The organism is Clostridioides sp. LIBA-7678 (assembly GCF_056716065.1).
Map to the genome: position 1 here is coordinate 3,168,163 of NZ_CP196987.1, position 13,794 is coordinate 3,181,956.

Annotated in this window: 6 protein-coding genes, 1 tRNA gene, 2 rRNA genes and 1 other RNA gene; 1 reads left to right on the forward strand and 9 read right to left on the reverse strand. The window is 34.6% G+C overall.

The annotated features are described in order from the left end of the window. Nucleotides 1-12: 12 nt before the first annotated feature. The 6 genes from galE to rnpB form a co-directional block, all read right to left on the reverse strand. A complete protein-coding gene (gene galE, locus ACTG46_RS14900) occupies nt 13-1,026 on the reverse strand; it encodes a UDP-glucose 4-epimerase GalE (RefSeq protein ID WP_054271277.1) in 1,014 nt (337 codons plus the stop codon). A gap of 23 nt (nt 1,027-1,049) precedes the next feature. Then, on the reverse strand, nt 1,050-1,925 hold the full coding sequence (gene galU, locus ACTG46_RS14905; RefSeq protein ID WP_479923077.1) for a UTP--glucose-1-phosphate uridylyltransferase GalU: 876 nt from the start codon (nt 1,923-1,925) through the stop codon (nt 1,050-1,052). 192 nt (nt 1,926-2,117) lie between these two features. Then, the gene (locus ACTG46_RS14910) at nt 2,118-2,438 is read right to left on the reverse strand and encodes a hypothetical protein (RefSeq protein ID WP_054271279.1); all 321 of its coding nucleotides are present in this window, start codon (nt 2,436-2,438) and stop codon (nt 2,118-2,120) included. Beyond that, entirely contained in the window at nt 2,428-4,419 is a 1,992-nt protein-coding gene (locus ACTG46_RS14915; RefSeq protein ID WP_479923078.1) for a hypothetical protein, read from the reverse strand. Before ACTG46_RS14915 ends, ACTG46_RS14910 begins: the two co-directional genes overlap by 11 nt. Before the next feature lie 123 nt (nt 4,420-4,542). After that, entirely contained in the window at nt 4,543-7,113 is a 2,571-nt protein-coding gene (locus ACTG46_RS14920; protein WP_479923079.1) for an SPOR domain-containing protein, read from the reverse strand. Between the two features lie 276 nt (nt 7,114-7,389). Then, an RNA gene (gene rnpB / locus ACTG46_RS14925) (RNase P RNA component class A) lies at nt 7,390-7,726 on the reverse strand. Nucleotides 7,727-7,856: 130 nt separating this feature from the next. Between rnpB and srtB the strand changes: the two genes are divergently transcribed. Further along, nucleotides 7,857-8,540: a class B sortase gene (gene srtB / locus ACTG46_RS14930; protein ID WP_054271282.1), complete on the forward strand. Its 684-nt coding sequence runs from the start codon at nt 7,857-7,859 to the stop codon at nt 8,538-8,540. A gap of 153 nt (nt 8,541-8,693) precedes the next feature. Here the strand turns inward: srtB and ACTG46_RS14935 are convergent. The 3 genes from ACTG46_RS14935 to ACTG46_RS14945 all read right to left on the reverse strand — a co-directional run bounded on the left by ACTG46_RS14935 (nt 8,694) and on the right by ACTG46_RS14945 (nt 13,518). Further along, nucleotides 8,694-8,768, reverse strand: a tRNA-Thr gene (locus ACTG46_RS14935). 68 nt (nt 8,769-8,836) lie between these two features. Continuing rightward, nucleotides 8,837-11,733, reverse strand: a 23S ribosomal RNA gene (locus tag ACTG46_RS14940). Between the two features lie 282 nt (nt 11,734-12,015). After that, nucleotides 12,016-13,518: ribosomal RNA gene (locus ACTG46_RS14945) — 16S ribosomal RNA — on the reverse strand. The 16S and 23S rRNA genes sit together here with 1 tRNA gene alongside, the layout of an rRNA operon. Between the last annotated feature and the right edge of the window lie 276 nt (nt 13,519-13,794).

The following is a 13,794-nucleotide window of genomic DNA, read 5'->3' on the forward strand; positions in this document are numbered from 1 at the left end:
TTTAATACTATTCTATTCCTCATATCCATTTGGATTCATACTTTGCCATCTCCACGAATCTTGACACATTTCTTCAAGTTCATATTTAGCTTTCCATCCAAGCTCTTTTTCTGCCTTAGAAGAATCTGCATAACACATAGCTACATCTCCAGCTCTTCTTCCTACAATCTTGTATGGTATTTCTTTTCCACTTGCTTTAGAAAATGCTTTGACTAAATCGAGAACACTATAGCCCTTCCCAGTTCCTAAATTATAAACAACAAGACCTGGATTTTCTTCTAATTTTTGTAATGCTTTTACATGACCAGCAGCTAAGTCTAATACATGTATATAATCTCTAACCCCTGTCCCATCATGTGTTGGATAATCATTCCCATACACACTTAATTCTTTTAATTTACCTACTGCTATTTTTGTTATATAAGGCATTAAATTACTTGGAACTCCATTTGGCTCTTCACCTATTCTACCACTCTTATGAGCACCTACTGGATTAAAGTATCTTAGAAGTGCTATATCTAATGAATCGTCTGCCTTCGATATATCTACTAACATCTGCTCTATCATAAGCTTAGTTCTTCCATATGGATTAGTTACAGAAAGTGGGAAATCCTCTAATATAGGACAAGTATGTGGGTCTCCATATACAGTGGCTGAAGAACTAAATACAAATTTTTTAACATCATATTCTCTCATTAATTCAAATAAATTTAAAGTACTTATTAGATTATTGCTATAATATTCAATTGGTTTTTCTACTGATTCACCAACAGCCTTTAAAGCTGCAAAATGTATAATTGACTCAATATTATTTTCTTTAAATACAACATGCATTTCATTTTTATTTCTGATATCAATATTATAAAATTTTATTGGTTTTCCAGATAACTCTTTAATTCTATCAACGACTATTGAATTGCTATTGCTTAAGTTATCAACTATAACAACTTCATAACCTGATTCTAAAAGTTCTATTGCTGTGTGGCTTCCTATATACCCTGCTCCCCCAGCTACTAAAACTGCCATAGTAATTACCTCTTTTCTAATATTTATTTTTCACTTACTTTTTTTCTCATATAATCCATTAAATCATCTTTTAGATTTTCTCTTTTTAATGCAAAGTCTATTGTCGCCTCTAAAAAACCAATCTTATCTCCTACATCATATCTTTTTCCTTCAAAGTTATATGCGTAAATAGCCTCTTGCTTCCCTAGAGTCTGAAGCGCATCTGTCAGTTGTATTTCTCCACCCTTACCAGGTGCTTGCTTCTCTAATATATCAAAGATTGCAGGCGTTATTATATATCTTCCAAGTATAGCTATATCTGATGGTGCTTCTTCAATTGCAGGTTTTTCAACCATATCCTTAACTTTGTATACTCTCTCTTCTATATGTTTCACATCTAATATACCATATTTATTAGTATCTTCTTTAGATATCTTTTGTACACCTAGAACAGTTGTTTTATACTCATTATAAGTATCTATTAATTGTTTTAGGCAAGGAACTTTTGAGTCTACTATATCATCACCTAATAATACAGCAAATGGTTCATCACCTATAAAGCTTTTTGCACAGTGAATTGCATGCCCAAGACCTTTTGGCTCTTTTTGTCTTATATAATGAATATTTACCATATTTGATATATCTCTTACCATTTCTAACATCTCAGTCTTACCTTTTTGTTCTAATTCTAATTCTAATTCAACTGATTTATCAAAATGGTCTTCTATAGATTTTTTATTTCTACCTGTTATTATAAGAATTTCTTCAATCCCTGATTCTATAGCTTCTTCTATTATATACTGTAAAGTTGGCTTATCTACTATAGGAAGCATTTCTTTGGGCTGTGATTTTGTTGCTGGTAAAAACCTAGTCCCTAAACCTGCTGCTGGTATTATCGCTTTTTTAACTGTCATCTTCATTTTTTCACCCTTCTTTGTAAATTTTCTCTTGTACCAAATTAATATACCATATTTATACTTTTTCTTCAAATTCTATATTATCCCAATAATTAATATCTTAAGACCATATAAGGTAGATGAAATTTCATCTACCTTTAATTTTATGAGTTAATATATTATTGTTTATATTTTTATCAAAAACTTATATAGGCACTAAATTTCATCTAAGATACCTTTAATATCACTATCTATATCATCATCCAAATAAGAATCTAAATCTTCTAAATCAACTTCTAGTTCTTGATATGTCATATCAACACTTACATCTTCATCTATATCCATTTCAGATATCAATTCTCCTAAAATACTATTTCCATCAGTATCTAAATCTCCATCTATATCTTCACCTATATAATTTTCATTTAAAATTTCGTCTAAATCAATCTCATAATAAACTTCATTATTTTTTTCATCTCCTGAGTTTAATCCTAAAAACTCATAGTTAAAATTCCAAACATTGTATTTACTTGACATACTTTATTCCTCCTGTGAAAAACATATTTTCATCTAGTTTATTTGCTCCATAATCAACAGAATTATATATTTTTTTAATTATGTCTTTTCTTCTTTCATTTGTTCCATTATTTAATGTCAATTGTCTAAATACATATGTATTTGTTATTCTTTCGAATAATATTTCTTTTATACTATCATCATTGATATTTTTGTAGCTTTTCCATAAAACTTCAAATAACTTAAACATTTCCCTACTAGTTTCATCCACATAATAAGGATACATATTTTCCACCAAATGATTTAATCTAGATATAGCTTGTTTTAAAAATACATCAATACTTGCACTTTCACTTTCCTTTAGCATTCTATAATTATATTTCTTCTTATCCTCTCCTGATATTACAAATATAATGTTGTCTAAGCTTTTCTCAACTTCATCTAAATAACTACTGATGTTGTATGATAAATCAAATAATAAATTTTTAATCTGCTTAAATACCTGCATATCAAGCTTAACATTATATTGTTCAAATAACTCTATTTCTTGATTTTCTAAAATCCTTGGCATATAAGCTGATAATAAGTCTAAATTGTTTCTTTGTTCTTGTACTTGCTTATAAAGTTCATTTATAACATCTATTCTTATTTCATCATTTAATTCTTTTTTGAGAACTTTATCAAACTCATACTTCATATAATAAATATTTCCAAAGAAATTAAATATTATCATATCATTCATAGCTTTAGACCAGTTTTTATATAACACTTCAATGGATGTATCTTTAAGTAGAGGTTGTTTTGCGTATATAAATACATCTTGCATAAGTTTTTGAACCATATTTTTACTTAGATTCAAAGTTAGTTTTTGATTATTAAATTTTATTTCTGTTTCTACAAAATTAGAATTTTCACTTTCAAGCTCTTTATTAATTACAATATCTTTTACATCACTATTTTTTATAGATATAATTTCTTTTTGAAAAGACTTTAGAATAGTCAAACTATCGAAATCTTCTTGAATAAAAAATGGAGCATGTTTTAATGTATATCCTACTATTTCATTTTCTATATCATTTAAATCATCTATTTCCATGAGTTCTTTATTTTTATCATTTATGTGTAAGTTGAAGACATTCTTATTGTCGTATAATATAATATCTTCTCCAAAATTCAACTTTGAACAGTTATCTCTTGCTGACTTTACAATAGTCTTTTTAGACTTCTTATTTATAAAAATTAATTGTTCTTGATATTTTACTAAAAGCATATTTGTGTTTTTGTAATCAAATCCATCTATATTTCCTGATATCTTACAAAATACTATATCACAATCTTTAGGTAGGTTTCCTATTTTTTTATTATCTCTAACCTTTTCATTTAAATCAGATGGAACTATATTCTCTATATTGTTATTGAATATAGATACAGACCTTACTATAAGCCCTTCTCTTTCCATATGAAAATAGCCTTTTAAAGATACCCTTTTATCTTCTAAAATATATCTTTCTATATCATCAAAGTTTATTTCAAATCTATTTTTGCCACTAATAAATATGAACTTCTCATTATCCTTATTTATTCCACCCATATAAAACTTATTGTCATCTAAACTTAATATAGTCATATTATCCTTTAGATAAAATATAAATTCTCTTTGACTCTTACAAATTAAATCGTATTCATCCACAGTTATTTTCATAGTCAGATTTGCTGTAACATTCTTACTTGAATTTTCACTTTTTATATAAAAAGGTAAGTTATTTCCATAAACAATTATGTTAGAACCTTCTAAAACTGCTTCTAATTTTTCTTTATTATCTGAAAAACTATATATGTATTTTACTCCTGTATCATCATTAACTTCATCTGCTTTGCTAATTATTATATTACCTAAATTTGTTATATGAAGTTTTTTATATTCTTTTGAGTATCTACTGATACCATTAAGCTCAAAGCCATCTGAAAGCTCATATATGATTTTTTCTCCTAATTTCAACATACCTTCACCACCTAAACAAAATTATAAGTATTCTCTAAAGGTGAACAAAATGCCTCAAAATAAATAATATCCTTTAATACTCTTTATTTTGAGACATAATTTCTCCTTATTTTTTATAATATCCTAAGCACCTTCAACTATTTCTTCATAAAGTTTATCTAAATGTTTAACATATTCACGATATCCAGATTTATTTCTTAACTCACTTCTTAAATCTTCATATTTTTGTCTAAGTTCTTCAGCACTCAATGAAGGAGCTGATTCTTTCAAATCTTCTAATTTATAATCATAATACTTATCATACATCGCTATATATGTATCAATAGATTTCTTAGCTAACTCATTACATTTTTCTTGTGCTTCTCCATATTGAGAATAATCACCTATTTTTATTTTATAATATCCATTTTCTTGAATTATTGTTGAAGAGATACCTTTAGCTTCATATTCTTTTGCTGTTTCTTTTGCTGTTTTCTCAACTTTAAGTGAACCAGCATAAACAGTATAATACACACCTTTACCATCTTTATATGCTTCCATTTCTGCTGCTTTCTTTTCAGCTTTTGCCTTCTCTTCTGCTTCTTTTTCAGCTTTTGCCTTCTCTTCTGCTTCCTTTTTCTCTTGCTCAGCTTTTGCTTTTTTCTCTTCCTCTGTTAGTTTGTTGTTAGCCTGTTGCTGAGTTGATGTTTTTGGAGTAACAGCTTTCTCATTTTTCTTGTTATTACCTACTGTTATAAAGTAACCCACACCAACAATCGCTACTATAACTACTGCTATAATAGTTTCTTTTACTCTACTCTTCTTAGAACCTACTTCTTCTTCATCTACAAAATCATCTTTATTTGATTCATGATTTTTAATTTCTACCTTATTATCTTTAGATTTATTATTAGAGGAATGTTTTGATTTTTTATTACCTCTTTCTTTCTTATTAATAGGTATTATTACTGACTTTTCACTCTCTGACTTTTCATTTTCTAATTTTTCTTCTTTTACTATTTTCTCTTCTGAGTCTTTACTTTCTTTTTCAAGTTTAGATTCACTATTTAAAGATACTTTTTCATCTAAGTCATTATCTATCGGTTTTTCTATTTTTACACTACGTTCTTCTTCTAGTTCTTGTTTTACTTCTTCTGATTCTTCTTGCTTCATTTCTTTTGACTCTTCTTGATTATTTTCAATAGGTTTATCTAAAATTACATCAGAAGAAATGTTATCTAAATTATTTTCTTCCTGCTCAACTTCTTGTTCAATTTTTTCTTCTTTATTTTCTTTTTTCATGAATCCAAATAATTTAGATTTCTTTTTGCTCTTTTTATTTGCTGATTCAGTTATATCTTCTTTATCAATATTATCTTCTTTATCAATATTATCTTCTTTATCTGCATTTTCTTTTTCTTCTACAACATCAATTATATTTTCATCACGATTATCTACTTCTTCTTTAGTCTCATCTTTAACATCATCTTCTATAGAAATACTACTTCTAAAACAAATATCTTTATCTGCATTTTTTATCATATAAATATATTCTTCAATGTCGATATCTTTATTTTTTCTAGTCCTTTTTGATGCAATCTCATGATTTTCTAATTCATTGTAGCTGTCTTTTATTAGATTATGGGCTTCATTCCATACATCGTCACTAATTTCTGTTTTATTTTTAATTACATAGTCTACAAATTGCTTAAAATTCTCAGCACCAAATTCTCCAATTATAGTTAATCTCATTGCACCTTCTATAAGGTCTCTATTTCTTCTCTTTAAAAATTCTAACGCAATTGTTGCACAAGCAAAATCTTTAATAGTATCTTTACCAAAGCCATATCCTTCAACAGAATGAAGCTCTTCTAAACCACACAACTTCTTATATTCATTGTTTATAGTTTGAGATATACTCTCATTATTTAAACTATTTAACTTATCCATAAACTTTAAGTTTATATCATTTGTATTTGATTCCTGTTCTACACTTGATTTTTTAACTTCATTTAATAATGTATCATTTTCTGAATTATCTTTACCTAATTGTAAATCTTCAATTTCTGTTGCTTTTATTTCCACTCTATCTTGTCCACTATTTTCTTGCTCATTCTTAGATACTACATCTTTATTACTAGCTAATATCTTATTTACACAGAATATAATCTCTCTTTTTAATTCTCTTTTGGCATCAGCTTGATTTTTAAGAAATAAACTTCCACATTCTTTCTTTTCTAAACTTATCTTCCTAAGTGATATGTTAAGAAGGTCTTTATATAAGTTTAAAACCTTATAATCCTTTTCTAAACGTCTTCTTCTCTCTGATAGTTCCATTTTATCATATGCTAAAAAACTATTTAAATCATTGGCTTTTAGAGAGTCTAAACCTTCTTTCATCGCCTTATTTACATACTTTCTACATTTAGCTGTAGTTAATTCTAAATCTTTTTCTAATTCATCTATCTCAGGTATGTACTTATCTACTATCCATTTTCCAATAAGTGGTTCTGTATTTCTTGCTAATGTCTTATAAAACAATATATTAAATTTTAAAAGTTCAGCATATTTTGCTTCATTAAATTCTACTTTTTCAAATTTCTTTTCCAAAACACCATCTAATTTTTCATTTATCTTAGACTCTTGTTTTAAAAAACTTGCTGTGACATTTAAAACAGTGTTTCTTATTATATTATTTTCACTCAAAACCTTCACTCCTTAAATCAATTATTTTATTGTAATATTCACATTGTACAAAATCGCTAATTTGATTATGATATTTAAATAATTATCTATTAAATTTGCTACATCTTATATCATATCATATTATTTACATCATTTTACTTTTTCTTTTTACATCTATCTTATATTATACCATTTTTAATATCTGTACTAACTTATATTACAATATTCCTCAAAATTTTAAAAGTAGATTAGACAAATTTACAAATAAAAAAACATCAGTTTAAACTGATGTTTTGACTATCAAAAGAATTAAGCAAGTCTATAAGCGGAGTTCTGTATTAGATAATCATCTTTCTAGGCTTATTGTCACCAATAAGCTCAAGCGACCTACCTACCGGAGAGTACGAGCAGCACTCTTCATTCCTATCTTGGTCTTGCTCCAGGTGGGGTTTACATAGCCAACTAGTCTCCTAGCTGCTGGTGAGCTCTTACCTCGCCTTTCCATCCTTACCACATAAAAGTGGCGGTTTATTTCTGTTGCACTATCCTTAGGATCGCTCCCACTAGGCGTTACCTAGCACCCTGCTCTATGGAGCTCCGACTTTCCTCATGTAAGACTACATGCGATTATCTGGCTTACTTAATATTCATTTTACTTAGTTATGTTAACATAAATTTTTCAATATGTCAAAGACATATTATACTAAAAATTTAAATTTCTTCAAAAATAGTGTAATATAAGTATATAAACTATTTTGACTTGAGGTGAAATATTGAAAAAATCATATAAAATAATAATTAACATCATACTAATATTAGTAATAATTTACAGCGGATTTAATATATACTCAAAACTTACCAAATATAATCATGACACTAAAATATCCTCTGAACTTCAAAAAAAAGAAGATAAAAAAGAGGATTTATCAAAAATAAACAGTGATTTTAAGTTTTGGCTTTCTGTTAAGAATACAAATATAAATTATCCAGTTGTACAATCTAAAGATAATTCTTATTATCTAGATAAAGATTTTTATAAAAAAGATTCTATTTCAGGTACATTATTTATGGATTATAGAAATAAATCTCTTGAGGACCAAAATGTCATAATATATGGACATAATATGAAAAATAAAACTATGTTTAACAATCTAAATAATTTTAAAGATGAAACATTTTTTAAAGAAAATAATCAAATAAAAATTATCATTAATGGAAAAGAATTTTTATATGATGTCTTTTCTGCTTACATTGTAGAATCAGATTATGACTATTTAAAAACAAGTTTTAACAGTGAATCAGATTACCAAAATTACATAAAAGATATTACTTCTAAATCATTGCATAAATCACCTATTAAAGTAAATGTTAATGATAAAATAGTCACACTTTCTACTTGTACTTACGAATTTGACGATGCTAGAATGGTGATTCATGGTAAATTAGTTTCAAATTAGAGATATTTCAAAACTTCTAGACACAGTCTAAAATAAGTATTTTAGACTGTGTTATTTTCTATGTAAATAACTCATAAATTACTAAAAATATGTACTATAAAATAATATATATTAGACAATAAAAAAAGACTATGCCAAAAACATAGTCTTTACTGGAGCTGGTGATAGGAATCGAACCTACAACCTGCTGATTACAAGTCAGCTGCTCTACCGTTGAGCCACACCAGCAAACTTATTTTTTTAAATTAACACTCTAAAAACTACACATATATTTTACTGAATGAACATCAAATAATTTGGTCAAGTCCTCGACCTATTAGTATCGATAAGCTAAATACATTGCTGCACTTACACCTTCGACCTATCAACCAGATAGTCTTTCTGGGGTCTTACCCTTGCGGTGGGAAATCTTATCTTGAAGTTGGCTTCGCGCTTAGATGCTTTCAGCGCTTATCCATTCCGTACATAGCTACCCAGCCATGCCCTTGGCAGAACAACTGGTACACCAGAGGTACGTCCATCCCGGTCCTCTCGTACTAAGGACAGGTCTTCTCAAATTTCCTACGCCTGCGACGGATAGGGACCGAACTGTCTCACGACGTTCTGAACCCAGCTCGCGTACCACTTTAATGGGCGAACAGCCCAACCCTTGGGACCTACTACAGCCCCAGGATGTGATGAGCCGACATCGAGGTGCCAAACCTCCCCGTCGATGTGGACTCTTGGGGGAGATAAGCCTGTTATCCCCAGGGTAGCTTTTATCCGTTGAGCGATGGCCCTTCCACGCAGAACCACCGGATCACTAAGTCCGATTTTCATCCTTGCTCGACCTGTATGTCTTGCAATCAAGCTCTCTTTTGCCTTTACACTCTACGTACGATTTCCGACCGTACTGAGAGAACCTTTGAGCGCCTCCGTTACCTTTTGGGAGGCGACCGCCCCAGTCAAACTGCCCACCTGACAGTGTCCCAAGACCAGATTCATGGCCTATGGTTAGAGTCCCAGTACTACAAGGGTGGTATCCCAAGGATGGCTCCGCCAAAACTGGCGTCCTGGTTTCAAAGCCTCCCACCTATCCTGTACATGTAGTACCAAGACCCAATGTCAAGCTACAGTAAAGCTCCATGGGGTCTTTCCGTCCTGTCGCAGGTATCCGGCATCTTCACCGGAATTACAATTTCACCGAGTCTGTTGTTGAGACAGTGCCCAAATCGTTACGCCTTTCGTGCGGGTCGGAACTTACCCGACAAGGAATTTCGCTACCTTAGGACCGTTATAGTTACGGCCGCCGTTTACTGGGGCTTAAGTTCACTGCTTCGATTGCTCTAACAGATCCCCTTAACCTTCCAGCACCGGGCAGGCGTCAGCTCCTATACATCGTCTTGCGACTTAGCAGAAACCTATGTTTTTGGTAAACAGTCGCTTGGGCCTATTCTCTGCGGCCACCGGATGGTGGCACCCCTTATCCCTAAGTTACGGGGTCATTTTGCCGAGTTCCTTAACAACAGTTCTCTCGCGGGCCTTAGGATACTCTCCTCACCCACCTGTGTCGGTTTGCGGTACGGGTACCTTTAACCTCGATAGAGACTTTTCTTGACAGTGTGAAATCAGCTACTTCGCTACTAAATTTCGCTCCCCATCACATCCCAGCATTATCAAAGCGGATTTACCTACTCTGACTGCCTCAATGCTTGGGCACACATAACCAACAGTGTGCTTAGCTTATCCTACTGTGTCATCCCATCTCTCAAACGGTTATCGGTAGTACAGGAATATCAACCTGTTGTCCATCACCTACGCCTTTCGGCCTCAGCTTAGGTCCCGACTAACCCAGGGCGGACGAACCTTCCCCTGGAAACCTTGGGTTTACGGCCTGTGGGATTCTCACCCACATCTCGCTACTCATGCCAACATTCTCACTCCCATACTGTCCACATGTCCTTACGGTCATGCTTCAACCCGTATGGGAAGCTCCCCTACCCATCATAATGATGCCGTAGCTTCGGTAGTAAGTTTTAGCCCCGGAAATCTTCGGCGCAGGATCACTCGACCAGTGAGCTATTACGCACTCTTTGAATGAGTGGCTGCTTCTAAGCCAACATCCTGGTTGTCTGTGCAATCCCACATCCTTTACCACTTAACTTACATTTAGGGACCTTAGCTGACGATCTGGGCTGTTGCCCTTTCGACTATGAATCTTATCACCCACAGTCTGACTCCCAAGTATAAGATGACGGCATTCGGAGTTTGATAGTCTTCGGTAGGTGCAATACCCCCTAGGACATTCAGTGCTCTACCTCCGTATCTCTCACCTTGAGGCTAGCCCTAAAGCTATTTCGGGGAGAACCAGCTATCTCCGGGCTCGATTGGAATTTCACCGCTACCCACAAGTCATCCCCGAGCTTTTCAACGCTCGTGGGTTCGGACCTCCACGAAATTTTACTTTCGCTTCATCCTGCTCATGGGTAGGTCGCCCGGTTTCGGGTCTACGTCAAGTAACTGAACGCTCAGTTAAAACTCGCTTTCGCTACGGCTCCACACCTTAAGTGCTTAACCTTGCTACTTAACGTAACTCGTTGGCCCGTTCTACAAAAAGTACGCGGTCACACAAGAAATGTGCTTCCACAGCTTGTAAGTGCAGGGTTTCAGGTTCTATTTCACTCCCCTCCCGGGGTTCTTTTCACCTTTCCCTCACGGTACTATACGCTATCGGTCACTAGGTAGTATTTAGCCTTGGAGGGTGGTCCCTCCTGCTTCCCACAGGGTTTCACGTGTCCCGTGGTACTCTGGATCATATCTAAAGTCTTCTCGTTTAACATACAGGACTATTACCTTCTGTGGTGGGTCTTTCCAAACCTCTTCAATTACGATACCTCTTCGTTATGATATGTCCGCAACCCCAATAAAGAAAACTTTAATGGTTTGGGCTCTTCCGCGTTCGCTCGCCGCTACTTACGGAATCGAATTTCTTTCTCTTCCTTCAGGTACTTAGATGTTTCAGTTCCCTGAGTTCCCCTCATTAAGCTATGTATTCACTTAATGATACTTAGACATTACTCTAAGTGAGTTTCCTCATTCGGAAATCTTCGGATCAAAGTTTACGTGCAACTCCCCGAAGCTTATCGCAGCTTATCACGTCCTTCATCGGCTCCTAGTGCCAAGGCATCCGCCCTGCACCCTTAATAACTTGACCAGTTAAAAAGGTTTGATAGATTAAAGTCTATCAACTTGATAATTTTTAAAAGTTATCAGCTTTATATATTACAAATTAGATGTCATATCACTAAATATATATGCAGTTTTCAAAGTGCTAACGCACGTCGCCAACGGATAAATCCCGTTGCTTAAAGTGCTAATGCACAGTGCCAACAAACAAACTTAACATTCGTTCAGTTTATTATGTTGCTTAAAGTGCTAATTTTGAGTATTCGTAAAAACGAACCCTCAAAATTAAACAGTAGGTAATTCTCCTTAGAAAGGAGGTGATCCAGCCGCACCTTCCGATACGGCTACCTTGTTACGACTTCACCCCAGTTATTGATTCCACCTTCGACGACTTCTTCCAAAAGGTTAGATAATCGGCTTCGGGCGTCTCCAACTCCCGTGGTGTGACGGGCGGTGTGTACAAGACCCGGGAACGCATTCACCGCAGCATTCTGATCTGCGATTACTAGTAACTCCAGCTTCATGTAGGCGAGTTTCAGCCTACAATCCGAACTGAGAGTAGCTTTAAGGGATTAGCTCCACCTTACGGCTTGGCAACCCTCTGTACTACCCATTGTAGCACGTGTGTAGCCCTAAGCATAAGGGGCATGATGATTTGACGTCATCCCCACCTTCCTCCAGGTTATCCCTGGCAGTCTCTCTAGAGTGCCCAACTTAATGATGGCAACTAAAGACAAGGGTTGCGCTCGTTGCGGGACTTAACCCAACATCTCACGACACGAGCTGACGACAACCATGCACCACCTGTCACCAATGTCCCCGAAGGGAACTCTCCGATTAAGGAGATGTCATTGGGATGTCAAGCTTAGGTAAGGTTCTTCGCGTTGCTTCGAATTAAACCACATGCTCCGCTACTTGTGCGGGTCCCCGTCAATTCCTTTGAGTTTCACTCTTGCGAGCGTACTTCCCAGGCGGAGTACTTAATGCGTTAGCTGCGGCACCGAGGGGGGTAACCCCCGACACCTAGTACTCATCGTTTACAGCGTGGACTACCAGGGTATCTAATCCTGTTTGCTCCCCACGCTTTCGTGCCTCAGCGTCAGTTACAGTCCAGAGAGCCGCCTTCGCAACTGGTGTTCCTCCTAATATCTACGCATTTCACCGCTACACTAGGAATTCCACTCTCCTCTCCTGCACTCAAGTCTCCCAGTTTCAAGAGCTTACTACGGTTGAGCCGTAGCCTTTCACTCCTGACTTGAAAGACCGCCTACGCACCCTTTACGCCCAGTAAATCCGGATAACGCTAGCCCCCTACGTATTACCGCGGCTGCTGGCACGTAGTTAGCCGGGGCTTCCTCCTCAAGTACCGTCATTATCTTCCTTGAGGACAGAGTTTTACGACCCGAAGGCCTTCATCACTCACGCGGCGTTGCTGCATCAGGCTTTCGCCCATTGTGCAATATTCCCCACTGCTGCCTCCCGTAGGAGTTTGGACCGTGTCTCAGTTCCAATGTGGCCGATCACCCTCTCAGGTCGGCTACTGATCGTCGCCTTGGTAAGCCGTTACCTTACCAACTAGCTAATCAGACGCGGGTCCATCCTGTACTGGCTCACCTTTGATATTTAAGAGATGCCTCTCAAATATGTTATCCCGTATTAGCATACCTTTCGGTATGTTATCCGTGTGTACAGGGTAGGTTACCCACGCGTTACTCACCCGTCCGCCGCTCTTTACCGAAGTAAATCGCTCAACTTGCATGTGTTAGGCACGCCGCCAGCGTTCATCCTGAGCCAGGATCAAACTCTCAAATAAAAGTTTATCAGGCTCAGATACTATTGTTATCAAAATATCTGGCTTTATGGTTTGTTTCTTGTTTTATAAATTAACCTACTGTTTAATTTTCAAAGTTCATTTCATTTAATTTGCTTCTTTGTGCTTGTTATTTTTTTACTTCTTGTTGAGCACATTTATTATAATAACATCTTATTCTAGTATGGTCAACTACTTTTTTCATTTTTTCTTAAATTTATCGATTATTCATCTATTTGTAATACTATCATGACTTTATTTTCAAAGATGTAACTATTA

Excerpts from the sequence above, each read along its gene's own strand:
- ACTG46_RS14910 (WP_054271279.1), bottom strand. The coding sequence starts at position 2,438 with ATGTCAAGTAAATACAATGTTTGGAATTTTAACTATGAGTTTTTAGGA.
- ACTG46_RS14915 (WP_479923078.1), bottom strand. The coding sequence starts at position 4,419 with ATGTTGAAATTAGGAGAAAAAATCATATATGAGCTTTCAGATGGCTTT.
- galU (WP_479923077.1), bottom strand. The coding sequence starts at position 1,925 with ATGAAGATGACAGTTAAAAAAGCGATAATACCAGCAGCAGGTTTAGGG.
- galE (WP_054271277.1), bottom strand. The coding sequence starts at position 1,026 with ATGGCAGTTTTAGTAGCTGGGGGAGCAGGGTATATAGGAAGCCACACA.